General features: G+C 67.2%; 22 protein-coding genes. 17 read left to right on the top strand and 5 right to left on the bottom strand.

Features of this window, described 5'->3' with window-relative positions; genetic code table 11:
• Positions 1-345 precede the first annotated feature (345 nt).
• Positions 346-945 carry an REP-associated tyrosine transposase gene (locus ACG0Z3_RS22375; protein WP_394402073.1) on the bottom strand — a complete coding sequence of 200 codons (600 nt, stop codon included), beginning with the start codon at positions 943-945 and terminating at the stop codon, positions 346-348.
• Positions 946-1,124: 179 nt separating this feature from the next.
• On the opposite strand from ACG0Z3_RS22375, the gene ACG0Z3_RS22370 reads away from it, so the two are divergent.
• From ACG0Z3_RS22370 to ACG0Z3_RS22295, 16 genes are all read left to right on the top strand, one after another.
• Complete coding sequence (locus tag ACG0Z3_RS22370; protein WP_394402070.1) at positions 1,125-1,517, top strand: gamma-butyrobetaine hydroxylase family protein; 393 nt, start codon at positions 1,125-1,127, stop codon at positions 1,515-1,517.
• Between the two features lie 110 nt (positions 1,518-1,627).
• Positions 1,628-2,359, top strand: coding sequence for a bifunctional demethylmenaquinone methyltransferase/2-methoxy-6-polyprenyl-1,4-benzoquinol methylase UbiE (gene ubiE, locus ACG0Z3_RS22365; RefSeq protein WP_394402067.1), 732 nt, complete (start codon positions 1,628-1,630; stop codon positions 2,357-2,359).
• Positions 2,360-3,010: 651 nt separating this feature from the next.
• Entirely contained in the window at positions 3,011-3,979 is a 969-nt protein-coding gene (locus tag ACG0Z3_RS22360; protein ID WP_394402065.1) for an EpsD family peptidyl-prolyl cis-trans isomerase, read from the top strand.
• Positions 3,980-4,107: 128 nt separating this feature from the next.
• A complete protein-coding gene (gene epsE, locus ACG0Z3_RS22355) occupies positions 4,108-4,935 on the top strand; it encodes a polysaccharide export protein EpsE (RefSeq protein WP_394402062.1) in 828 nt (275 codons plus the stop codon).
• 13 nt (positions 4,936-4,948) lie between these two features.
• Positions 4,949-6,367: a chain length determinant protein EpsF gene (gene epsF / locus ACG0Z3_RS22350; protein ID WP_394402060.1), complete on the top strand. Its 1,419-nt coding sequence runs from the start codon at positions 4,949-4,951 to the stop codon at positions 6,365-6,367.
• Positions 6,368-6,388: 21 nt separating this feature from the next.
• The gene (locus ACG0Z3_RS22345; protein WP_394402058.1) at positions 6,389-7,264 is read left to right on the top strand and encodes a polysaccharide biosynthesis tyrosine autokinase; all 876 of its coding nucleotides are present in this window, start codon (positions 6,389-6,391) and stop codon (positions 7,262-7,264) included.
• Positions 7,265-7,269: 5 nt separating this feature from the next.
• Positions 7,270-8,160 carry an exosortase B gene (gene xrtB / locus ACG0Z3_RS22340; RefSeq protein WP_394402056.1) on the top strand — a complete coding sequence of 297 codons (891 nt, stop codon included), beginning with the start codon at positions 7,270-7,272 and terminating at the stop codon, positions 8,158-8,160.
• The gene (gene epsI, locus ACG0Z3_RS22335; protein WP_394402054.1) at positions 8,157-8,870 is read left to right on the top strand and encodes an exosortase-associated protein EpsI, B-type; all 714 of its coding nucleotides are present in this window, start codon (positions 8,157-8,159) and stop codon (positions 8,868-8,870) included. The genes xrtB and epsI overlap by 4 nt, the downstream gene beginning before the upstream one ends.
• A gap of 90 nt (positions 8,871-8,960) precedes the next feature.
• Entirely contained in the window at positions 8,961-10,400 is a 1,440-nt protein-coding gene (locus ACG0Z3_RS22330) for an O-antigen ligase family protein (protein WP_394402051.1), read from the top strand.
• Positions 10,401-10,505: 105 nt separating this feature from the next.
• Entirely contained in the window at positions 10,506-11,720 is a 1,215-nt protein-coding gene (locus ACG0Z3_RS22325; RefSeq protein WP_394402049.1) for a lipopolysaccharide biosynthesis protein, read from the top strand.
• 20 nt (positions 11,721-11,740) lie between these two features.
• The gene (locus tag ACG0Z3_RS22320) at positions 11,741-12,706 is read left to right on the top strand and encodes a glycosyltransferase family 2 protein (RefSeq protein WP_394402046.1); all 966 of its coding nucleotides are present in this window, start codon (positions 11,741-11,743) and stop codon (positions 12,704-12,706) included.
• Complete coding sequence (locus ACG0Z3_RS22315) at positions 12,703-13,950, top strand: glycosyltransferase family 4 protein (RefSeq protein ID WP_394402044.1); 1,248 nt, start codon at positions 12,703-12,705, stop codon at positions 13,948-13,950. The genes ACG0Z3_RS22320 and ACG0Z3_RS22315 overlap by 4 nt, the downstream gene beginning before the upstream one ends.
• Positions 13,947-15,146, top strand: a complete 1,200-nt coding sequence (locus ACG0Z3_RS22310; RefSeq protein ID WP_394402041.1) for a glycosyltransferase family 4 protein — start codon at positions 13,947-13,949, stop codon at positions 15,144-15,146. The genes ACG0Z3_RS22315 and ACG0Z3_RS22310 overlap by 4 nt, the downstream gene beginning before the upstream one ends.
• Positions 15,143-16,255: a DUF1972 domain-containing protein gene (locus ACG0Z3_RS22305; protein ID WP_394402038.1), complete on the top strand. Its 1,113-nt coding sequence runs from the start codon at positions 15,143-15,145 to the stop codon at positions 16,253-16,255. The genes ACG0Z3_RS22310 and ACG0Z3_RS22305 overlap by 4 nt, the downstream gene beginning before the upstream one ends.
• Before the next feature lie 34 nt (positions 16,256-16,289).
• The gene (locus ACG0Z3_RS22300) at positions 16,290-16,721 is read left to right on the top strand and encodes an acyltransferase family protein (RefSeq protein WP_394402036.1); all 432 of its coding nucleotides are present in this window, start codon (positions 16,290-16,292) and stop codon (positions 16,719-16,721) included.
• Between the two features lie 47 nt (positions 16,722-16,768).
• Complete coding sequence (locus ACG0Z3_RS22295; RefSeq protein WP_394402034.1) at positions 16,769-17,284, top strand: acyltransferase family protein; 516 nt, start codon at positions 16,769-16,771, stop codon at positions 17,282-17,284.
• 314 nt (positions 17,285-17,598) lie between these two features.
• Here ACG0Z3_RS22295 and ACG0Z3_RS22290 read toward each other — a convergent pair whose 3' ends face one another.
• The 4 genes from ACG0Z3_RS22290 to ACG0Z3_RS22275 form a co-directional block, all read right to left on the bottom strand.
• Complete coding sequence (locus ACG0Z3_RS22290) at positions 17,599-17,976, bottom strand: EamA family transporter (protein WP_394402032.1); 378 nt, start codon at positions 17,974-17,976, stop codon at positions 17,599-17,601.
• Complete coding sequence (locus tag ACG0Z3_RS22285; RefSeq protein WP_394402030.1) at positions 17,973-19,442, bottom strand: UbiA family prenyltransferase; 1,470 nt, start codon at positions 19,440-19,442, stop codon at positions 17,973-17,975. The genes ACG0Z3_RS22290 and ACG0Z3_RS22285 overlap by 4 nt, the downstream gene beginning before the upstream one ends.
• A gap of 2 nt (positions 19,443-19,444) precedes the next feature.
• Positions 19,445-20,923, bottom strand: a complete 1,479-nt coding sequence (locus ACG0Z3_RS22280; protein ID WP_394402027.1) for a hypothetical protein — start codon at positions 20,921-20,923, stop codon at positions 19,445-19,447.
• Positions 20,924-21,104: 181 nt separating this feature from the next.
• Positions 21,105-23,300 (bottom strand): polysaccharide lyase family 8 super-sandwich domain-containing protein, encoded by a 2,196-nt coding sequence (locus ACG0Z3_RS22275; protein ID WP_394402024.1) that lies wholly within the window; start codon positions 23,298-23,300, stop codon positions 21,105-21,107.
• A 770-nt stretch (positions 23,301-24,070) separates the two neighbouring features.
• Here ACG0Z3_RS22275 and ACG0Z3_RS22270 point away from each other — a divergent pair.
• Positions 24,071-24,149, top strand: a 79-nt coding sequence (locus ACG0Z3_RS22270; protein WP_394402076.1) for a hypothetical protein, incomplete at its 3' end; no start/stop codon positions are given.

Genomic DNA, 24,149 nt, shown 5'->3' with positions numbered 1-24,149 from the left:
GCCACCCACCGCCGCGGCCGCCCCGCCCCCCCCCGCCTATGCGCAATGGCGCCACCCGATGGCGGGTCATGACCCGCCCTACGTTGGGAGGGATGCAGCTCGTAGGGCGGGTCGCGACCCGCCGGCATTGCGGGATGGCGCCACCTGGTGGCGGGTCATGACCCGCCCTACGTTGGGAGGGATGCAGCTCGTAGGGCGGGTCGCGACCCGCCGGCATTGCGGGATGGCGCCACATGGTGGCGGGTCATGACCCGCCCTACGTTGGGAGGGATGCAGCTCGTAGGGCGGGTCGCGACCCGCCGGCGTTGCGGGGTGGCGCCACCCGATGGCGGGTCATGACCCGCCCTACGCCATGCCCCAATCGCGCGGGTACATGCCTGCCGCGACGAACCGGTGGAACGACGACCATGGCCAGTCGATGGCGTTCGACACGAGCCCGTGCTTCACCGGGTTGAAGTGCAGGTAATCCAGATGGCGCTGCACATCGACGTCGTCGCGCAGCCAATGTTCCCAATAGCGGTGTTGCCACAGGCTGCCCGGGTCTGTGGCGCCCGGCCGGGGTGTCATCGCCGCAGAGTGGCGGTAGGCGTCGCCCAGCTGTCGTGTCACCCGGGCCTTGATGAGGCGCCAGCGCGTGGCGTAGTCGTGGTCGCTGGCGGGCAGGGTCCAGATGGCGTGCATGTGGTCGGGCAGCAGCACCCAGCCGTCGACCTGAAACGGGCGATCACGTCGAACCCCCTGGATCGCCTCGCGCAACGCCAGCCGTACCGGCTCATCCGTCAACACCCGTTGGCGCCCTGCGGTCACCACCGTGAAGAAGAACGAGCCTCCCGGAACGCGAGCGCGGCGGTAGTTCGGCATGGCCTGACTGTAGGGCGGGTCGCGACCCGCCGTGTGGGTGGAGGCGCGCCACACCTGCCCGGCCGGTGGGGAACGGCGGGTCATGACCCGCCCTACGAATGCGGTCATGGCCCGCCCGCCCGGCGGGAGCGGCACCCGTAGGGCGGGTCGCGACCCGCCGTGTGGGTGGAGGCGCGCCACACCCGCCCGGCCCGGCAGGGAGCGGCGGGTCATGGCCCGCCCGCGTGGCAGGAGGCGGCGGGGCGCCACCTACACTCGCCGCTATGCCTGCGCCCACCGACATCACCGTCCACCAGCAGTCCCGCGTGCTGGAGATCGCCTTCGACGACGGCGCGCGTTTTCGCATCCCGTTCGAGCTGATGCGCGTCTACAGCCCCTCCGCCGAAGTCATGGGCCACGGCCCGGGCCAGGAAGTGCTGCAGACCGGCAAACGCGACGTCCTCATCACCGGCCTGGAGCCCGTCGGCCACTACGCCGTGCGGCCCGAGTTCAGCGACGGCCACGCCAGCGGCCTGTTCACCTGGGACTACCTCCACAAGCTCGGCAGCCAGCAAGCCACCCTGTGGGCCGACTACGAGGCCCGCCTCGCCGCCGCCGGCAAGGGGCGCGACGACCCCATGCCCGTCAAGGGCGGCGGCAGCTGCCACTCACACTGACCTATGACACCCAATTTGATCAGCGGGCGGGCCGAGCGCCGGGCCGCTCCCAAGCCGGCCTGCATCCCATCGGGGGATCGGTCGACGTACCCGTCGAACCAGGGGCTCCAATGACTCAGACCCACTTCGGTTTCAGCACGGTCGACGAGGCCGAGAAGGCCCGCAAGGTCCGCGGCGTCTTCGACTCCGTCGCGTCCAAGTACGACCTGATGAACGACCTCATGTCCGCCGGGCTGCACCGCGCCTGGAAGGCCTACACCCTGCAGGTCGCCAACCTCAAGCCCGGCGAGCGCGCGCTGGACATCGCCGGCGGCACCGGCGACCTCTCCCGCGCCTTCGCCCGCAAGGTCGGCGAGAGCGGCCTCGTCGTGCACACCGACATCAACGAAGCCATGCTGCGCCAGGGCCGCGACCGCCTGCTCGACGAAGGCCTCATCCTGCCCACCAGCCTGGCCGACGCCGAGAAGCTGCCCTTCAAGAGCGAGAGCTTCGACCTCGTCAGCGTCGCCTTCGGCCTGCGCAACATGACGCACAAGGACCTGGCGCTCGCCGAGATGTGCCGCGTGCTCAAGCCCGGCGGCCGCTTGCTGGTGCTGGAGTTCTCCAAGATCGCCGAGCCGCTGCGCAAGCCCTACGACTGGTACTCCTTCAACATCCTGCCCAAGCTGGGCTCGCTGTTTGCGGGCGACGCCGAGAGCTACAAGTACCTCGCCGAATCCATCCGCATGCACCCCGACCAGGCGACGCTGAAGGCCATGATGAAGACGGCCGGCTTCGGCCACGTGGACGTGCACAACCTCAGCGCCGGCATCGTCGCGCTGCACGCCGGCATCAAATGCTGACCCCGTAGGGCGGGTCGCGACCCGCCGATGGGTGGCGGCATCCCCCGTGCCGGCGGGTCACGACCCGCCCTACGAATGGCGGTTCATTCCGCCGTGATGTCGTACCGGTGGCCGGTGGCGCCGTGCCGCCGTGATGTTGCGCCGGTGGCCGGTGGCGTCACGCCGCCGGGATTCCTCCCGTAGGGCGGGTCGCGACCCGCCGATGGGTGGCGGCATCCCCCCGTGCCGGCGGGTCACGACCCGCCCGACGAATGGCGGTTCATCCGCCGTGATGTCGCGCCGGTGGCGCCGTCCCGCCGTGCCGGCGGGTGATGCATCCCGCCGTGGTGTCGCACCGATGGGTGGCGCCGGCCCCATGCCGGCGGGTCGCGACCCGCCCTACGAATGGCGGTTCATCTGCCGTGATGTCGCACCGGTGGCGCCGTGCCGCCATGCCGGCGCCATCCCCCACCTCGCCGGGCCACCCCCTGCCCACGCACCCCCGGGAATACGGGGGGTGCAGGAACTCGCGCCTTGAAAACGCTCTAACCCCCGGTTCGGCCGCCTTTTTAACGGGACAACGCCCCCACAGAAGCGACATATCCGGCCGCTACACTGATTTGCTAACCCTGGGCCGGCCCCCGTCCCATGCACAACAAGGACATCGACAAGATGGCAACGCGACTGATCAAGCCCCGTGTTTCCCTGCTCGCCGCCGTGGCGGCTGCCGTGCTGCTGGCGGCTTGCGGCGGGGACAAGGGCGAAAAAGCTTCCCAGACGGCCGCCAAGGTCAACAAGGAAGAGATCACCGTCCACCAGATCAACTTCGTGCTCCAGCGCCAGCAAGGCCTCAAGCCCGAACAGGCCGAGGCCGCCAGCCGCCAGGTCCTGGAACGCCTGATCGACCAGGAACTCGCCGTCCAGAAAGCCCAGGAGCAAAAGCTCGACCGCGACCCCCGCGTCGTGCAGCAGATCGAGGCCGCCAAGCGCGAAATCATCGCCCGCGCCTACGTTGAACGCATCGGCGAAAGCGTCGCCAAGCCCACCAACGAAGAGATCACCAAGTACTACAACGACAAGCCGGCCCTCTTCAAAGACCGCCGCGTCTACAGCCTGCAAGAACTGCAGATCGAGGCCAAGCCCGAGCAGTTCGAGCCCCTGCGCGCCAAGCTCAGCGCCGCCAAGAGCCTGGGCGAATTCGTCGAGTACCTCAAGGCCAACGACTTCCGCTTCAACGGCAACCAGGCCGTGCGCGCCGCCGAGCAACTGCCCCTGGCCAGCCTCGACAACATCTCCCGCCTGAAAGACGGCGACTCCATGGTCAGCCCGGCGCCCAACGGCATCACCGTGCTGTTCCTGTCCGGCTCGCGCAGCCAGCCCGTCGACGAAGCCCGCGCCCGCCCTGCCATCGAGGCCTTCCTGCTGAACCAGCGCAAGGCCGAAGTCGTGCAGAAGGACATCAAGGCCCTGCGTGACGGCTCCAAGGTCGAGTACGTCGGCAAGTTCGCCGAAGCCGCCGCCAGCGCACCCGCCGCGGCCACCCCGGCACCGGCACCGGCACCCACCGCCGCCGAGGCCCCCGCCCCGGCCGCCAGTGGCCTGGATCCTGCTTCCATCTCCAAGGGCATGGGGCTGAAATGAAAACCAAGGCCGTACGGCGGGTCGTGACCCGCCGGCACGGGTGGGCGGCGTCTTTCGGCACGAGCCGCCTGCTGCCACCAAACGGCGGGCCGCGACCCGCCCTACCGGCTTCAACGAACGGGATGACGATGACGAGACTTCCTCAACTGCTGCTCGCCGCTGCGCTCGGGCTGGGTGCCCTGGGCGCCCACGCCCAGGCCACCGCTCCGGCGGCCGCCACGGCGCCGGCTGAGTACCGGCTGGGTGCGGGCGACGTCATCCGCGTCGTCGTCTACCAAAACCCCGACCTCACCCTCGAAACCCGCGTCTCCGAGTCCGGCGTCATCAGCTTCCCGCTGGTGGGGCATGTGCGCGTCGGCGGGCGCAGCGTCAGCTCGGCCGAGCGCCTCATCGCCGACGGCCTGATGAGCGGCAACTACGTCAAGCAGCCCCAGGTCACGCTCACGCTGCTGCAGGTCAAGGGCAACCAGGCCAGCGTGCTCGGCCAGGTCAACCGCCCCGGCCGCTACCCGCTCGAAACCGCCGACATGCGCCTCACCGACCTGCTGGCCACCGCCGGCGGCGTGGCCAGCAGCGGCAGTGACCTGCTCGTGCTCACCGGCACCCGCAACGGCAAGCCCTTCCGCCAGGAGATCGACCTGCCCGGCGTCTTCAGCGCCGAGCAAAACCGCGCCAACGACGTGCTCATCCTGAACGGCGACGTGCTGTGGGTCGAGCGCGCGCCGCTGGTCTACATCTACGGCGAAGTGCAGCGCCCCGGCCCCATGCGCCTGGAGCGCGGCATGACGCTCATGCAAGTGCTCGCCGCCGGCGGCGGCCTCAACCAGCGCGGCACCGAACGGGGCATCCGCGTGCACCGCAAGGGTGCCGACGGCAAGGTGCAGGTCATCCAGCAGGGCATGGATGACGGCGTGAAGGACGGCGATGTCGTCTACGTCAAGGAAAGCCTGTTCTGACCCGAGACCCAGCATGACCTTTCGCCAATTCCTCTCCATCCTGGTCGCCCGCAAGCTGCTGTTCATCGCCGTCCTGCTGGGCGTGCTGGTGCCCGCAGTCGTGGTCAGCTTCCTGCTGCCCAAGAGCTACACCGCCGTGGCCAGCGTCGTCGTCGACGTCAAGCCCGACCCGCTGTCTGCCATTGCCTACCAGTCGCTGATGACGCCCGGCGTCATCGCCACGCAGATCGACATCCTGCAGAGCGACCGCGTGGCCCGGCGCGTCGTGCGCGCCCTCAAGCTCACCGAAGTGCCGCTCATCCGCGAGCAGTGGAACGACGCGAACAAGGGCCAGGGCGACATCGAAAGCTGGCTTGTCGAGCGACTGCAAAAGGATTTGGACGTCAAGCCTGGCCGCGAAAGCAGCGTCATCAACGTCATCTACAAGGCGCCCGACCCCCGCTTTGCCGCCGCGCTGGCCAACGCCTTCGTGCAGTCCTACATCGAGACCGCGGTCGAACTGCGTGTCGACCCGGCCAAGCAATACAGCGCCTTCTTCGACAGCCGCGCCAAAGAAGCCCGCGAGTCGCTTGAGAAGGCGCAGAACAAGCTCAGCGCCTTCCAGAACGAACACGGCCTCATCATGACCGACGAGCGCATGGACGTTGAAAACCAGCGCCTGAATGAGCTGTCCACCCAGCTGGTCATGATGCAGTCGCTCTCCGCCGAGGCCAACAGCCGCCAGGCGCAGGCCGCCGCCGGCTCGGGCGACAAGATGCAGGAAATCAGCGGCCACCCCGTCGTCGCCGCCCTGCGCGCAGACCTTTCCCGCTCCGAAGCCCGCCTGCAGGAAATCAGCTCGCGCCTGGGCGACAAGAACCCCCAGGTCGTCGAACTCCAGGCCAACATCAACGAACTCCGCCAGCGCCTGGACGCCGAAGTCCGCCGCCTGACCGCGGGCGTGGGCGTCAGCAGCAACATCACCCGCCAGCGCGAAGCCCAGCTGCGTGGCGAGCTCGAAGCCCAGCGCGCCAAGGTCCTGCGCCTGAAGCAGGTGCGCGACGAAGGCGCCGTCATCACGCGTGACATCGAGAACGCCCAGCGCAACTACGACAACATCATGCAGCGCCAGTCGGTCACCAACATCGAGAGCCAGGCCACCTCCAGCAACGCCAGCATCCTGACCTCGGCCTCGGCGCCGGTGGAAGCCTCCTTCCCCAAGATCCCGCTGAACATCGCCCTCGGCCTGTTCGTGGGTGGGCTGCTGGCCATCGGTGTCGTCATGGCCGCCGAACTGCGCGACCGCCGCGTGCGCGACATCGACGATGTGCGCGAACTGCTCGGCCTGGCGGTGCTCGGCGTGCTGCCGGGTGCCAAGTCCACGGCCGCCTCCAGCGGCGCGCAGCGCCAGCGGCTGCTGGGCAGCAGCAAGTCGTCCACCAAAGCCGCCTGACGAACTGACATGCAACACAACATGAGCAGCCAACCCGCTGAAGACATCCGTCCGACGGCTCTGCATGACCGTTCCATCGGCGACATCATTGCCGAAGCCAACCAGCTCACCCCCGACCAGGTCGAGCGCATCCTGGCGCACCAGAAGACCCACGGCCTGCGCTTCGGCGAAGCCGCCGTCTCCCTGGGCCTGGCCAAGGGTGAAGACGTGCTCTGGGCCCTGAGCCAGCAGTTCCACTACCCCTACGCCGCAGGCGGCGGCCCGGCTCCCAGTGAAGAGCTGGTGCTGTCCACCAAGCCCTTCAGCGACCAGGCCGAAGCCTTCCGCGTGCTGCGCAGCCAGATCAACATGAAGCTGTACTCGGCTGACGCGCCGCGCCGCGCGCTGGCCGTCATCAGCCCCAACGCGGGCGACGGCAAGACCTTCTTCGCCGCCAACCTCGCCATCGCCTTCAGCCAGCTCGGCGGCCGCACGCTGCTGCTCGACGCCGACATGCGCAGCCCCCGACAGCACGAAGTCTTCGGCCTCGAAGGCGGTGCCGGCCTCTCCGGCATCCTGTCTGGCCGCTCCGAGAGCAGCGTCATCCGCCCCGTGCGCGACCTGCCCAGCCTGTTCGTCATGCCCGTGGGCACGCTGCCGCCCAACCCGACCGAGCTGGTCGAGCGCCCGGCCTTTGCGCTGCTCATGCGCGAGCTGGTCAGCAAGTTCGACCACGTCATCGTCGACACCCCGGCGGCCGAGCACGGCGCCGACTACGCCGTCATTGCTGCCCGCTGCGGCGCCGCGCTGGCGCTGGCCCGCAAGGGCGCAACGCGAGTGGCCGCGCTGCAGGCCCTCGTCGGCGCGCTCGGCAACACGCCGACCGAACTGGCCGGCGTCGTCATGAACGAACACTGACCGCAATGACGGTCCTGGAGGCTCCGATGCTTGCGGCGCGACAAAGCCGTGCGGCGCTCACCCCCTGGCTCGTGGCGGGCCTGGGCGTGCTCGCGCTGTACGTGCCCACCCTGATCAGCCTGTTCAGCACCATCTGGGCCTCCGACGCACAAGGCCACGGCCCCATCGTGCTGGCGATCAGCATCTGGCTGATCTACAAGCGCTGGCCCGACCTGATGGACACCACCGCCTCCCCGCCCCGGCCCCTGCTGGCCTGGGCGCTGCTCGGCGTGGCCGGCGTGCTGTATGCGGTGGGCCGCTCGCAGGGCATCTGGCTGTTCGAGGTGGGCTCCGCCATCCTCGTGGTCAGCGGCATCGTGCTGCTGCTGCGCGGCCCCGCCCAGCTGCGTGCCATCGCGTTTGCGCTGTTCTTCATGTTCTTCATGATCCCGCTGCCCGGCGCCATCGTCGACGCGCTGACGCACCCCATGAAGATGGCCGTCTCCTACGTCGCCGAAAGCCTGCTGCACACGCTCGGCTACCCCATCAGCCGCAGCGGCGTCATCCTGCAGATCGGCCCCTACCAGCTGCTGGTGGCCGACGCCTGCGCCGGCCTGCACACGCTGTTCACGCTCGAAGCCCTGGGCCTGCTCTACCTCAACCTCGTGCGCCACAGCTCGCTGTTCCGCAACATCACGCTGGCCATCCTGATCGTGCCCATCAGCTTTGCCGCCAACGTCATCCGCGTCTGCACGCTCACGCTCATCACCTACTACTTCGGCGACGAGGCCGGCCAGGGCTTCCTGCACGGCTTTGCCGGCATGGTGCTGTTCATCAGCGCGTTGATGCTCATCATCGCCACCGACGGCCTGCTGCGCGTGGGCATGCGCCGAGGCAACGCAGAGGCCAAGCCATGAGCGACGCGACCCTGAACCCCGCCAACCCGCTCGACCGCCAGACCCGCCGCGCCGCCCTTGCCGCGCTGCTGATGGGCGGTGCCGCCGCCGCCGCCTGGAAGCTCACGCCCACCCAGCGCATGGCCAGCCTGCACGGCGACTTCAAGCTCGAAGCCCTGATCCCCCAGCGCTTCGGCGACTGGCAGGTGGACGCCGCCGCCGTGGGCGGCGTGGTGAACCCGCAGCAGGAAGAACTGCTCAAGCAGCTCTACAGCCAGATCCTCACGCGCACCTACGTCAACGCCCTGGGCCAGCGCGTCATGCTCTCCATCGCCTACGGCAATGACCAGCGCGACGGCATGCAGATGCACTACCCGGAAATTTGCTACCCGGCCCAGGGCTTTCGCCTGGCCAGCAACGCCAAGGCCGACCTCAACCTCGCCGGGCGCCGCATCCCCGCGCGCCGCCTGGAAACCGTGCTTGCCAACCAGCGCTACGAGCCCGTGACGTACTGGACCGTCATCGGCGAGACGGCTGTGCGCGGCGGCAGCGACAAGAAGTTGGCCGAAATGCGCTATGGCTTCCAGGGCTTGATCCCCGACGGCCTGCTGTTCCGGGTGTCCTCGGTCGATCGAGACACCAAGGCGGCATTCGAGTTGCAAGATCGCTTCACGGCAGCACTTCTGGCAAGCGTCGCGCAGCCGGCACTGAATCGACTAGCGGGCGCCTGAATGCACGCTCGTTCGATCGCCCAGCTGTCGACGCAACTCATCGCACTGCTGCCCAAGGCGCTGCTGTGGTGCGCCGTTGGGTTCGGGTGCATGGTTCTCGGCTTGATGGTGCCGCTCATGCCCGTTGGCGTGACGCTGCGTGTCGTGGCCGTGTTGATGCTGGGCCTGGTGCTGATGCTGGCCTGGCTGCTCAGGAGCCGCTCGCGCGGCCTGCCGGCGCGGTGGGTCGAACGGGGCTTGCTGTTGACGGTGGCGCTCTCGATCTTGTGGCCGAGATTCATCTTCTTCCCATTGGGCGGGGCCTACACCAATCCGCAAGCGGCATCTATTCTGGTGATGCTTGCGGTTTGTGTGGTTTTGCTCGTGGCCAACGCAAGGCTTGCCCGCACAGAGGGCTTTGCCACTTTGGGTCTGTGGCGAATGGGCTGGCTGATCCTGGCCTGGTTTGCCTGGCGCTTCGTGTCGTCGGTCAGTGGCGACAACGCGGTGTCGTCTACCTTCCTGCTGTTGAAGGAATTGGCCTATCTAACCAGCTTCATTGGTGTCGCGGCCTTGTTGCTTGGCTTCCCGGATGCTGACAGGCGTCTTTTGCGCGTCATCGTGTTCTGCGGTTTTCTGGCCCTGCTGTATGGCTTGGTGGAAGCGTTGTGGCAGAAGAACCCGCTGATGCGTTTTGCTGCCGGTTCTGACAACGAGGCTACCGCTGATGTCCTGCGCTCGTTGACTGCGGAGAAGATTCGCGAAGGCGCTTACCGCGCGCAGTCGGTCTTCACCCACCCCATCGTGTTTGCGCAGTTTGTCGCTGCCTTGCTGCCGCTGGGCTTGTTGCTGGCCCTGACCGAGAAGCAAGACAAGTTCTGGCGTTTGCTGGGTCTGTTGGTGATCCCGGTGGGCCTGGCGGCCATCGTCAAGTCCGGGTCGCGGGCGGGCTTCGTGAGCGTGCTGGCGGCTGTGGCCATCGTGCTGTTTGTCTTCTGGCTGCGTGCGTTGCGGGGGCGCGGCTTTGGCCGCATCTTTGCCGTGCTGGGCGGCCCGGTCTTCCTGCTGGCGGCTGCCGGCATCGGCTGGCTGGCCAAGGGCCTGGTGCTGGGGCGGAGTTCGATGGAGGCTGGCAGCACCTCGGCCCGCGTCGAGATGCTGAACCTGGGCATGCGTTCGCTGGAGGCCCACCCGTTGCTGGGCTATGGCGAGGGGATGTCTGTCATGGTTGCCGGCCTGACCGATTCGAAAGGGCATACCTCTGTCGACAGCTACTTGCTGTCGCTGGCGGTGGACGGTGGCTATCCCAGCCTGTTGCTGTACCTGGCCATCGTGTTGACGTTTTTTGTGCGGCTGGCGTGGCTGGCCGCCAGCGACCCGGGCCGGCTGGGCCTGCAGGCCGGCCTGGTGACAGCCTCCTTGATGGCGTTGGTGGTGTCGTTCATCGGCCTGACGATTGCCCACAACATGACGCTGTTCTGGCTGCTGTTGGTGCTGGGCCTGTTCTATGGCCGCCGGCTGCAGGCGGGTGGTGTGGCCTCCCGGCCGTGATGTGTGTGGGGTTCGCTGCCGGGCGGCAAGCCCTGGCGCCTGCCTGGCTTTCCCAATAACTCTCGACATGCCGCAGCAGCGCGGTGTGATGTGTCATCAGCGGTCATGGTGGGTGGATTCCTTTTCGTCTTGATGGGCAACGTCCTGCGCCTTGGCGCCGGGCTGCTGGTCATCGTGTTGCTGGCCCGGGCGCTGGGCCCCGAGGGCTTTGGCACCTTTGCCTATGCGCTGGCCCTGGCGTCCATGGCCATCGTGTTGCTGAACTTCGGCCTGGGCACGGCGGTGCTGCGGCAGTTTGGCGCCAACCCTGGCGGCAAGCCTCAGGCGCTGGCCGAGGCGCTCACCGCCAAGTTGCTGCTGCTGGCGCCGCTGCTGCTGGCCAGCCTGCTGGGCGTGTGGCTGATGCCGGGCAGCGCGCGGCTGGTGTTCGCGGCCCTGCTGCTGGCGCAAGTGGCGGAGTCGTTCAGCGAGACCTATCAACTGGCCTTTCGGGCCGGCAGCAAGTTCAAGGATGAAGCGCACACCGCCTCGGTGGCCGCCGTGCTGCACATCGGCGTGATGGCTGCTGCGGTGTGGGCCTCGCCCGAGGCCCTGCATTGCGCCGGGGCCTTTCTGCTGTCGCGCTGCCTGGGCCTGGCGCTCACCATGCGCGCTGCGCAGCGGGCCTACCAGCCGCTGGGCCTGTCCAGCGTGGGCGCGGCATGGCGGTGCCTGCGCTCGGCCTGGGCCTATGCCGTGGAGTTCGCGCTCTCCACCGCCAACACGCAGCTGGACTCGGTGCTGATCCAGGGCCAACTGGGCGTGCGCGCGGTGGGGCTGTATCAGGCCGGCATGAAGCTGGTGCAGGGCGTGTCGCGCCTGGCGCCCATCCTGGCGCTGTACCTGCTGCCACGGCTGACGCGCGGCGTGCAGGCCGGCAGCAGCCGGCAGTCGCTGTTGACGCTGGGCGTGTTCGGCACGATCGGCGTGGCCGCCGGGGCTGTGCTGGCGCTGGGGGCGGGCCCGTTGACCCGGCTGCTTTTTGGTGCCGGGTTTGCTGATCTGGCGGCGCTGCTGCCCTGGTTCGGCCTGCTGCTGGCGCTGCGGTTTGTTGAAACCGGCGCAGGGCTGGTGCTGGTGGCCGCCAACCTGCAGCGCATCAAGGTCTGGCTGGTGGCCCTGCAATTGCTAGTGCTGGTGGGCGGCGGCCTGTGGGCGCTGGCGCACTGGGGCCTGCTGGGGTGGCTGTGGGTGGCCATCGGCAGCACGGTGCTGCTGCTGGCGCTGTACGCGGGTTTGTGGGTTTGGCATCGCCGCGCCGGGCGCGCTGTGGAGGGGTGAGCGTGGAGACTTCATCGGCGGTGACCGCGATCACCCTGAACTGGAACGGTGCGGCCGACACCATCGCCTGCGTGCAGGCCTTGCTGGCCTCCACGGTGCCGCCGAGGCAGATCGTGGTGTGCGACAACGCGTCGCGGCCCGAGTCCTGGCAGCAGCTGCAGTCGCTGCAGGCCCTGGTGGCGCCCGCGTCGTTCGGCAGCTTTGCCAGCCTGGCTGATGCACTGGCCGCGCCGCAGCGGCCCCGCGTGGTGTTGATCCAGACCGGTGCCAACCTGGGCTATGCCGGCGGCATGAACGTCGGCATGCGTTACGCACTGGCCGATGCAGGCGTGGCGCATTGCTGGGTGCTGAACAACGACACCGAGGTTCATCCGCAGGCGCTGGGCGCGCTGCTGCAGCGCAGCCAGGCCGAGCCCGCGATGGGCATTTGTGGTGCCACGCTGCTGCTGCACCACGCGCGTGACCGCGTGCAGGCGCTGGGTGGGGCCAGCTACCTGGCCTGGCGGGCCAGGTCCGCTGCCATCGGCATGGGGCTGTCGCTGGATCAGGTGCCGGCGTCGGCCGCTGCCGTTGAGCCGCGCCTGGCCTATGTCAACGGTGCCGCGATGCTGGTGCGGCGTGAATTGATGGAGACCGTGGGCCTGATGGATGAGCGCTACTTCCTCTACTCGGAAGAGCACGACTGGGCTTACCGCAGCCAGCTCGCGGGCTTCAAGCTGGGCTGGGCGCCCGATGCCAAGGTGTTCCACAAGCATGGCGCCACCATTGGCACGGCATCCAGTGGCGGGTCGCCCCTCAGCCTGTTCTATCTGTACCGCAACAAGCTGGCATTCGCGCGGCGGTTCCATCCCTGGCGCCTGTGGACCGTCGCTCCCATGCTGGCGTGGGAGGCGGCCAAGTTCGCGCTCAAGGGCCACCCCGACAAGGCGCGTGCCGCGTTGCGTGGCTTGCTGGCCGAGCGCCGGATGTTGTCTTACACGCCATGAGCACCACTGAAACTCCGCTTGCCGGGCAACGCCTCGTCGTTTTTGCGCCGGACATCCCCTGGCCCGCCAACCGGGGCGGGCGTGCCGACGTGTGGCGGCGCATCCAGGCCTTGCGTTCGCAGGGGGCGGCCGTGCTGCTGGTGCATCTCTACGAGGCCGGCGGGCCGCTGTCTCCCACGCCGGCGGATTGGGCGCACGTGAAGCACCACGTCGACGCGCACGAGTGCTTCCCGATGAAGCGGGGGCGCGCGTTGACGCTGCGACGGCTGCTGAACGCCAGGCGAGTGCCCTGGCATGCGGCGACACGGGTGCCCGAGCCGGTGGACGAGGCCCGCATTCGTGCGGCCGTGCAGGCGTTCGCGCCCACGGCCATGTGGCTTGAGGGGCCGTGGTTCGGCGAGCTGGCGTGCAAGTTTGCCGACGCGTTTGCCGTACCGCTGGCGTATCGGTCGCACAACGTCGAGCACCGCTATTTGCTTGGCCAGGCCCGCGCAGCAAAGCGCCTGCGCGATCAGCTGGCCTGGCGTTTGACCTGCGTGGGCCTGGCCGGATACGAGCACATGTTGATGCGGCGTGCCGATGCCGTGTTCGACATCTCCATCGACGACATGGCGTTCTGGCAGGGGCGCGGCATCCAGGGTGCCCATTGGCTGCCGCCGTTGCCCGAGATGGCCATGGCCGCCACGGCGCTGGCACCCGTACCCGGCGACATCGTGTTTTCGGGCAACCTGCGCACGCCCAACAACCTGCTGGGGCTGCGTTGGCTGGTCGGCGAGGTCATGCCCAGGGTGTGGCAGCAGGCGCCGGAGGCGCGTTTGCGCGTGGTGGGGTCATCGCCGAGTGCCGAACTGCGCGATGAGCTGGCCCGCCTGGCGCGCGTCGACACCGACTTTGATGTGCCCAGCGTGCAGCCCTTCGTGCTGGGTGCCAGGGTGCTTGCCAACCCGGTGTTCGTGGGCAGTGGCGTGCAGCTCAAGACGCTGGACATGCTCAGCACCGATGCCCCGATCGTCACTCGTGCGCAAGGGCTGCGCGGCCTGCCTGCCGAACTCCGCAGCCTGCTGAGGGTGGCTGATGACGCTGACGCGTTCGCGCAGGCGTTGATCGAGGCCCGGGCAGCGGCCGACCCCTGGTTGCAGGGCAGGGCCGGCTTTCGCCGGCAGTTCAGCGCAGCCGGTATTGCGCAAACGGTTGGCGCGGCGCTGGCCGCTTGCCGACCTTCCTCAGGCATTGGCCATTCATGACTTCTCGTGTTCCTCAGCCAGTGCGGCTGCTCATCGTGCATTCATCCGCCGAGCTCTACGGCTCGGACCGGTCGCTGCTGGACTTTGTTTCGCTGCAGCAAGGCGGTTTCGAGATCACCGTGCTGCTGCCCGAGGACGGCCCGCTGGTGCCGCTGCTGCGCGCGGCCGGCGCGCGCGTGGCCATTGGCGAGGTGTGCAAGGTGCAGCGCAGCATGCTGGGCCCGCGCGGGCTGTTGCGCACGCTGGCCGCCACGTGGCGCGCCTTGCGGGAGATTCGCCAACTGGCGGGAGACAGGCCCTTCGACCTGGTCTACACGAACACGGTGGCCGTGTTCGCGGGCGCGGCGTATGCGTTGCTGGTCCGGCGGCCGCATGTGTGGCACATCCGCGAGATCCTGGCCGGCTCGCCCACGCTGAGCCGGGCCTTCCGCGCCATCGTGTCGGCGCTGTCGCGCGTGATCATCAGCAACTCCCGCCAGACACAGGCCTGGATCGAGCTGCCACGCAGCCGCGAGCGCTGCCGCGTGGTGTGGAACGGCGTGGCCGTGGCCGCGCCGCAGGGGCGGCGCGAGCGCGAGCGCGAGGCGCGCGGCTGGGACGGCGGCACGGTGGTGTTTGCGCTGGCCGGCCGCCTCAATGCCTGGAAGGGGCAGGGCCTGGCGCTGGAGGCGTTCGAGCGGGTGCACGCCGAGCTGGGTGGCCGTGTGGCGCTGTGGCTGGTGGGGTCGCCCTTCGCGGGGCAGGAGCATTTTGAGCAGGCGCTGCGCGCACAGCTGGCGGCATCGCCAGCGGCCGGCGCTGCGCGGCTGGAGCCCTTCCGCCCCGACGTCGAGGCGGTGTGGGAGGCCGCCGACGTGGTGCTGGTGCCGTCGATCGACCCGGAGCCCTTCGGCCGCGTGGCCATCGAGGCGATGGCCTTTGGCCGGCCGGTCATTGCGGCGGCACATGGCGGTTTGCTGGACATCGTGACCGATGGCGACAGCGGCCTGCTGGTGCCGCCGCGCAGCGCGGAGGCCCTGGCCGCCGCCATGCAGCGCCTGGCCACCGATGCCCAGGCGCGCGCGCAGCTGGGGGCGCAGGCCCGCACCCGACAACAACAGGTGTTCTCCGTGGACGCCTATGTGCAGGGCGTCACGCACGCGCTGCAACATGCCCTTGACCCAACGGCCCCGGCGCGGGCCCGTGCCCAACCATGACGACGACACCCAAGACGCTACGCATCCTCGGCACCCGCGGCATTCCGGCCGCGCACGGGGGCTTTGAAACCTTTGCCGAGCGCCTGGCGCTGTACCTGGCCGCCAAGGGCTGGCGCGTGATCGTCTATTGCCAGGAGGAGGGCGAGGGCGCCACGTTCCAGGACGAATGGCGCGGGGTGGAGCGGGTGCGCATTCCCGTCAAGGGCGATGGCGCGGCCAGCACCATCGTGTTCGACTGGAAGGCCACCGCCCACGCGGCGGCGCACCGCGACCTGTGCCTCACGCTGGGCTACAACACGGCGGTGTTCTGTGCGTTGCTGCGGCTGCGGGGCGTCACCAACGTCATCAACATGGATGGCATCGAGTGGGCGCGGGCCAAGTGGGGCAAGGTGGCCAAGACCTGGTTCTGGCTCAATGAGCGCCTGGGCTGCTGGCTGGGCAACCACCTGGTGGCCGACCATCCCGAGATCAAGAAGCACCTCGCCACGCGCGTGAGCGAACGCAAGATCACGATGATTCCGTACGGCGCCGACGAACTGCGCGACGTGTCGGACGCGCCCGTGCGGGCCCTGGGGCTGGAGCCGGGCAAGTACCTGACGCTGATCGCGCGCCCGGAGCCCGAGAACTCCATCCTCGAAGTGGTGAGTGGGTTCTCAGCCGCGCCCCGGGGCATCAAGCTGGTGGTGCTGGGCAACTACCAGCCGGGCAATGCCTACCACCGCGCGGTGAAGGAGGCGGCCAGTGCGGAGGTTGTCTTCACCGGCGCGATCTACGACCCGGCCGTGGTCACGGCGCTGCGTTTTCACAGCCTGGCTTATGTGCACGGCCACCAGGTGGGGGGCACCAACCCGTCACTGGTGGAGGCGCTGGGCGCCGGCAACCCGGTGCTGGCCCATGACAACCCGTACAACCGGTGGGTGGCTGGGGATGGGGCGGTTTTCTTCGGCAGCCGAGAGGAATTTGATCGCGCAGTTGCCAAGGTTGTCGACGGCAGCTGTGATTTGTTGGGTATGAAAGCCTTTAGTGTGGGGCAGCACGCTACGCGGTTTCGCTGGGAAAAGATACTTCTTGAGTATGAGTTGCTTCTGGCGAAGCACCTGATGCATTGATGGGTTGCGCTTCCGTTATTTACAGGTGCCGCTGATGAAAATGTACCTGTCTTCAATAGACGCTGTTCGCGCTATTGCTGCGCTGATTGTTGCCTTTGATCACGGCCTCCTTCCACGGCAGTTGCCCATCCCTTTTGATCAGCAATTGCTGTATGTCTTGAAGGTCGCTCTCAGTGGGCCTGCAGCTGTTTTGGTGTTTTTTGTGGTGTCTGGATTTTGTATTCATTATCCAAACATTAATCGGGATCTGAGTGCTCGGGAGTTTTTGCTTCGCCGCGTTGTTCGTTTGGGCGTTCCATTTGCTGTTGCGAGCGGCATTGCCTATTTTCTCGAATATAGATGGTTTGAGATGGCGTTTGGTGGTCCGGCAATATGGAGTTTGGCTTGCGAGGCTATTTATTATTTGCTTTATATTTTCTTGCATCGTAAATTAAAATCAATGCGAGTTTGGGGGGGGTGGTTTTAATTTCCTTCGGAATTGCATTTCTTTTTGCGTTTGCGGGAAGAGATTCGATGGAGTATCCGAACAGAAATTTCGTGAGCCTGCTTTTTGTTGGCCTTCCTGTTTGGTTGTCTGGCGCCTATTTGGCGGAGGCAATAAAAGGCTCTGTGAGGTTTGATGTTTCGAAACCCTTGGCGGTGGCGCTATGGGTTGCTGTCCTCGGTGGCGGTGGCTTTGCCGCAGTGTTGAAGGTGGCGTTTGGTGTTAGCTATGCGATAACGCTGACCATCTATGCTATTTTTGTAGTCCCTTGGCTTTGGTCGATGGTTTTTCTTGACTTCAAAAGTCAACTTTTGAAGTTGTTTGGCGATGCGTCGTACTCTATTTACTTGCTGCACCAGCCGCTTATTCCTGTAGTTCGGCGTGAGATTGAACGGGCGAGCGTGACTTTGCCGCTGTGGGCTGTTGATGCTTTGACGATAGTTGTTGTGGTGGCGGCGCTTCTTCTTTTTTACTATGTTGTCGAGCGGCCGAGTCACCTCCTGTCGAGAAGGCTGTCGGCGGCAAGAAACGGTGCGCGCCCATAGTCAACCAAATGCCCGGTGTGCTTTGGGTTGGTAACTGTTCGGGGAAAATCCCACCGTGCACCGCACGCGAGAGATTATTCGTATCTTGCCTAGGCCAACCCTGTAGGTGGCCGCGTTGAGCTCGGAGTTCGAGTCAACCGAGTAATTGCGGAGATGGCCAAAGATATCGCTTCGCGCAATCGGTCGAATCCGCGTTGGTGCGCGCGCGGGCCGACCAGCGGACATTCGACGGGTCTGTTTATCTGTTGGGTGCTGCTGCGATTCAGCGTTGCATCAGCTCAGCTGGGGATGCGGCAGACCGTTGAGCTGCCGGGCTAGCTTGCCGCCGGCGTCCGCGCCAGGAAATACACGCCCGCCACCACCAGCGCAATGCCCACGGCCTTGTTGAGCGTGAAGGCTTCGCCGAGCCAGAAGTAGGCCACCACGGCGGCGAGCACATAGCCCAGCGACAGCATGGGGTAGGCCACGCTGACGTCGAGCTTGGCCAGCACACCTATCCACAGGCCGAAGCTGGCGACGTACAGCGTCAGGCCGCCGAGGATGTGGGGGCTGAGTGCGGCTGCCATGAGGATTTGCAGCCAGTCAGGGTTGGTGAGTTGGGACAGGCGCTGCGCGCCGGCCTTCAACACGAACTGGGCTGCGGTGTTGAGCAGCACCGCAGTGAGGACGAGGGCAACGGTGGAGAGGTTCATGGGAGCAGTGGGCCGGTGTAGGAGGCCATCAGGCCGAGGCCGAGCAGCAGGCCGATGATGACGAGGCTTTGCCAGTCGCGCGCGGCGAAGACGACGGGGTCGTCATGCACTTCGCCCCGGTGGGACTTGAGCCAGATGCGGCTGAGCCAGTACACCAGCATGGGGATGGCGGCCCAGAGAACCTGCGGGTGGGTGTAGAGCCGGGCGACGTCGGCGCTGTTGACGTACAGCGCCAGCACGAGGGCGGCGCTGTAGCCGCTGGCCGAGCCCAGGGCGAGCAGCACGACGATGTCGTCGGTGGAGTAGCCGCGGCCGGCGCTGCGGCGTTGGTCGCTGCGGGCGAGCATGCGCATTTCGCCGTAGCGCTTGAGCAGGGCCAGGCTCAGGAACAGGAACATCGAGAACGCCAGCAGCCAGAAGGACAGCGTGATGCCGGTGGCGGCGCTGCCGGCGAGCAGGCGCACGGTGTAGAGGGCCGAGAGCATCATGACGTCGACCATGACTTGCGCCTTCAGGCGCAGCGAGTAGCTGAGCGTGAGCAGGTAGTACATCAGCAGCACGGCGCCAAAGGCGGCGGGCAGGGCCAGGCTGACGAGCACGGCGCCGGCCAGCAGCAGCACGGTCAGGGCGCCGCCGAGCGGGATGGACAGGGCGCCGGCCGCAAATGGCCGCAGGCGCTTGCGCGGGTGCCGCCGGTCGACTTCGATGTCGAGCAGGTCGTTGAGCAGGTAGACGCTGGACGCGCACAGGCCGAACGCGAGGAAGGCGAGCAGGGCTTGCGTCAGCACGGCGGTGTCGGCCACGCGGTGGCCGGCCAGCACGGGGAGGAACACCAGCAGGTTTTTGAGCCACTGGTGAAGCCGGATGCCTTTGATGGCCGCGCGCAGGGGGTTGAAGGGGTTGTCGGTCTGGAAGGCGGTGCGGCCGAGCTGGTGGGCGGCATCGCGCACGCGCGGCTTGGCGTTGGCGATGGAGACGCGTTGTGCCTGCTGCCAGACGGGCAGGTCGTCGCTGCTGTTGCCGATGTATTCGAAGCCGGCCGGGAAGCGCTGTGCCAGGGCTTGCGCCTTGTTGGCGCCCGAGAGGTTGGTGTCGCTGGTGGCGGTGGCGATCACGTCGTCGAACAGGCCGGTGTGGTCGGCCACGGCCTGTGCGTAGCGTTGCGCGCTGGCGGTGGCCAGCACGGTGCGCCGGCCTTGCTCGCGCTGTGCCCGCACGTAGGCGATCACGGGTTCGCAGTACGGCAGGTGCTCCGCCTGGACAGCCACCAGTGCTGCGATGCGCAGCTTGGTTTCGGCCTTGCCCTTGAGCAGCAGCCAGAACGGCACTTGCAGCGCGGCGATGAAGTTCTGCCGCAGCAGCAGCAGGAACGATTCGAACAGCAGGTCGGTGTGGATCAGGGTGCCGTCAAGGTCGACACAGACGGGGACTTCAGCCGATTTGTCCACGGGAGTTGATGCAGTCATCTTCAGTGTTTCTGGTGCAGTTCAAACGCGATCGCGGTGTCGGTGCGCGTGTAGGCACCGGTTTGAAGCAGGGGGCGAGCCAGCCCGCTCGGGTCGACGCCTTCTCTGGGGGAGTAGATGACGATGTCGGGGGCCGGAGCTCCCGTGGCCTTGTAGGCGGGGTAGTGGGTGAAGGGGATGAGCTTGGCGGGCATGTCGACGATGCCATCGGGTGTCCACCCCGCCAGGCGGTAGTAGCCGATGGCCCGCTCATTGGCGAGCCACAGCACGACCTTGCCTTCCTGCAGCGCGGCACGTGCCCATTGGGCGGCTTGCCGGTAGTCGTCCTTGCCGTGGCGATCGGCCACGCGGATGGCGAGCGTCGATGCGGCCAGTGCCAGCAGCATGGCCGCCGCCAGGCCGCGCGCGATGAGCTGCTTTTCCTGCCAGGCCTTGTGGGCGAAGCACGCCATGGCCAGGCACAGCAGGGGCAGTGCGCCGGACAGATGGCGCCCCACCACGCGCCAGTGCAGCAGCAGGCCGACCGCGGCCAGCATGGCGATGGGCAGCAGCAGGCTGATGGCGGCGAAGCAGCGTGGCCGCGCGCCTTTCAGGCCGCGCCACGCAGCCAGCAGGCAGCAGGCCAGCAGCACGGCTGCGGCGAACATCATGCCGAGCTGTGTCGGGTCGGCCAGGCGCAGCTGGGTGCGCAGGTCGTGGCGCGAGGGGCCGAGGCCGGCCGCGCCGAGGAGTTCAATGAAGCCGTACACCAGGCCGCCGACGGAGAAGCTGGCAGCGAGGCTGGCGCGTGCGCCGCTGAGGTGGCTGTGTGCGGCGACGGTGATGATCAGGGCGCAGCCCAGCAGCAGCAGCAGCGTGAAGCCGGGTTGCCGGCGCGCGGCGCCGATGAGCGACATCAGGGGCGGGCGGTTGCAGGCGATGAACGCCGCCAGCGCACCGAAGATCCAGAACGCGCCCAGCGCGCTGCTGCCGATCAGCAGGAATGAGCCGATGAGCAGTTCGCGCCAGCTGGTGTCGGTGTCGTCCTCGCGCTGAGCCTGCAGCAGGTTGATGCAGCCGGTCATCAGCCAGCAGGCGCCGGCCAGGTGCAGCAGGTAGGGGCGTGCTTCGTTGAGCTGGTACCAGACCAGGGGATGCAGGCAGAAGATGCCGATGGCGAGCCATCGCACGGGGGCCTCCAGGCGCAGGCGATGGAGTCCCAGCAGCGCGAGCAGCAGCCATGGCAGGTTGGCGAGGCGCAGCGCGAGTTCGCTGGTGCCTGCCGCCTGGGTCCACAGGTACATGAACAGGTGGTAGAGCGGTATCTGGCCGTCACTGTTGTGGTGGTGCCAGAACCTCAGCGCCCAGTCCATGGGGCCGTTGGCTACTGCCGTGGACCAGGTGCCGATTTCGTCGGTCCAGAGAGAGCGTTGGTCGATGGCCAGCGCACCGACAGCCAGTGTGACGAGCAGAAGAATGGGTAGGTAGCGGCGTGGTGTCATGGATGGCGTGGCTCGGGGTGCGCGCGCAATGTAGCGGCTAGGTATGACCGTTCTTGCTGGCCCGAGGCCTTGCCCCCTGTTTGTGTGTCAGCCGGGCACGGGCGAAGGATGGCGCTGTGGTCGCGGATGGTGGGCCGGGCCGGTGTCATCAGGGCGGTCAGCGGCTTAGCGGCTTAGCGGCTTAGCGGCTTAGGGCCAGCGACAGCGCGCTTGCAGGCGTTTGCCGGGAGCGAAGCGTGTTTGCGGCGGTGCGGACTGTCTTCTGATCCAGGGTCTGGCCATCCTTGGTTGTCTTGAGCGTGACGCTCATGCCGGTGCCGGCAAGGTCCACGGTCTGTAGTTGCAGCTGTGAGCCGGTGATCTGGCCAAGCACCACGACGGGCTGATCCACCTGCAGCGTGACGCCGTTGCCGAGCGCAACTTGACCGGCCTTGTGGAATGCCACGGCCAGACGCGCGCCGTCGGCCGAGGTGGCGCCTTGTGCCGCTGCCGTGTTGACCAGCACTTTTGGCTTGGCGGCTGCCTGTGCCTGGCTGGCGCTGGTGATGCCGTGGATGACGGCGTAGGCATAGCTGGCGGCGTCGGGGCGCAGCCCGTGGTCTATGGCGAGCGTGAGGAGTTGCGCCGGCTTGGCGGTGGCGGCGACGGCGCCGAAGCTGGTGGTGGTGGGGTCGCTGCCGACGAGCTTTTTCTCGGCAACGGTGAGTGACGCGCCCTGACCATCCAGCAGGAGGTAGCCGACGCCGTGATGCGCGAGCCATTTGACGCCGCTCTGCGACTGGGTTGACGCCGTCGACGAGAGCGCGCCGGCGCTGGAGGCGCCGCTGCCGGCCCAGAGAGTCTGGTTGAGTGTTGTGCGCACGCGGTGCGCACCGGCGTAGCGAATGTCTGCACCCAGCGCGAGCATGGTGTTGCCGTCCACGAACCAGAACTTCTTTGCAGACAGGCCCTGCGTGCTGACCTGCATGCTTGCCAGGCCATGGTTGGTGTTGCTGAGCACGGCGACTCGTTCTTCGGTGCCGCGCAGGTAGCCGTTGAAGTCGGGTACGGTCTCCGGTGCGGTTGTGCCGGGCAGGGCGCTCCAGTCCAGCAGCGGCTGCAGGCCGAGGTACTCGGCGCCGTTGCCAGCCCCGACGATGAAGGTCGTGCCGAAAGGGAGCCAATACCCGGACAGGTTCTCGCCGTTGCCGGATTCGGTGCCCACGGTGCGCTTCGAGATCATCTTGACCGAGAAGTAGCCTTTGGACGTCTGGTGAGCGAGGAAGTCGGAGCGCCAGTAGGCGTGCGTGGAGGTGCTTGTCGGCGCAGCCTGTGCCTGAAGGCGATCGTGCAGGGCGTTCAGCGCAGCATGTCGATCTGGGGCCAGGCTGGCCACGAGCTTTGTCACGGCGTCGCGCAGGACGGCCGGGCGGGTGACGCTTTCCTGTCGGGTGATCTCCCGGCCGCGGGCACTCCAGTCCAGCCAGTCGCCGCGCGCGAGCGGCCCGATGCCGGTGGCGGCATAGTCGGCGAGCAGGGTCAGGTCTGCGGCGGTCAGCGCCCAACGCGTGCCTTGCATCCAGCTGGCCAGTCCGGCCATGTCAGCAAGGTAGGTCAGCCCGTAGCCGCCCGAGTAGAGCTGGTTGCCGTGTTGATGAAAGCTGAGATCGGCCTGGATGCCTTCGTTCGACGTGATGGCGAGCGTGGCGTGCAGTGCGTCCCGTCCGGCACTGAGTTCGGCGCTGTTGCGGGAGAGAGTTCCCTTGACGATGGCCTGCCGGGCGTACCAGATGAGGTTTTGCGCGGTCTTTCGATCGGCTGGCACCGATACGGGCGACACCAGGGAGGCAATCAGCGCGTTGCGGAGGTCTTGGGGCAGTTCGGTATCCATCAATACCAGCGTGGGCATCAATGCCGATGGCGCGCCTATGGTGTTGTGCCACCAGTTGTCGGACTGCGGCGAGCGGTTCACCCAGGCTTGCAGCGCGCGAACAATGCTGTCGCGCACCTTGGGCGAGCGGCTGTGCTTGCCTGTCGTTGCCGAGTAAGCGATGGCCATGGCACGGACGCGATCGAGGTGAAGCGTGGGTGTCCATTCGCCAACGCTGCGATCGCGGTAGTTGATGTCGCTCCATTCGCCATGGGCCAGGATGGTCGAAAGGGCCGCGTCAGCTTGCCAGGCGCTGGCGCCTTTGTATTCGTTGCGCATGCGCCCGAGCAGCGCGCCGAAGTCGGTGGTTGCGTCCTGCTCGCTGGCTTGTTGAGCGACGGCCGTTGCCTGTGCAGTGCCTGGCGCCGCCATGGCTTGGGTGGCGAGTATGGGCGGTGTGGCTTGCGTCGCCGCCGTCGGGCTGGGCAAAGCCGGCAGCGCAGGCGTGCCGGCGCCGGACGCAATCACAGCTTTGGTGGCTGTGTCGGAGGGCGGCTGCGCAGCGGCTCCTGCCTGGCTCGCGGACTGCGCGTTGGGGAGGGCTTGCAGGCTTTGCGCTGCTGATGTGTCCCGGGTAACGCCCGAGGCGGCCGATGCGGCCTCCAGCGGGAGTGGCGCTGAGGTTGCGGGATCGGCACTGGCCGGACTTGCGACGACAGATGGCGTTAGCGCTGCGTTCGCTGATGGCGATGCGGACGACGGTTCCGAGCTGCCGCCACATCCGGTGGCAAGCGCCGCCGTGGTCGCAGCGATAAGACCAAGCGATACGGCAGCCTTCACGTTCAGATCCTCATGTCAATGGCAGGTCGTGCATTTTGTGGGGTCCATGGTGACCGCCGTGCACGTAGCGGCGCTTGGATGGGGCTTTTTGTGAGGCATCGACATGTCCGGCCGGCTTTCTGCAGACCGGGGTGCAGCATGCAAGTTGCGCACCAACTTCCCGAGAATGCGAGAGGATTCGCCGCGTTGGTTGTTGCCCGGAAGGGGTGGTTGACGATTCCCGTACCAGATGACTTGCTGCGGTGTGTCGCCTGGTACCGGGACTGCGACAGGGCGTGACTTGGCCTGGCATGTCATGTGCGTGGGTTACAAACGCCTGAACGTAGGGCGCGTCATGACCCGCCGTTGGTGGTGCCGTGCAACGGTGCCGGCGGGTCGTGACTCGCCCTGCATGGGCGAGGATGAGGTGGGGCGGGTCGTGACCCGCCCCACGCGGTTTTATTGAACGAGGACAACGAATGAAAGTCACCGCCATCGGCACGGGCTACGTGGGCCTGGTCACCGGGGCCTGCCTGGCCGAGATGGGCAACCATGTGG

The sequence above is a fragment of the Pelomonas margarita genome (genome assembly GCF_043555875.1).
GTDB classification, from domain to species: domain Bacteria; phylum Pseudomonadota; class Gammaproteobacteria; order Burkholderiales; family Burkholderiaceae_C; genus Pelomonas; species Pelomonas margarita.
Note: the sequence above shows the minus strand (reverse complement) of the source record. Positions and strands in the feature narration are given on the sequence as shown.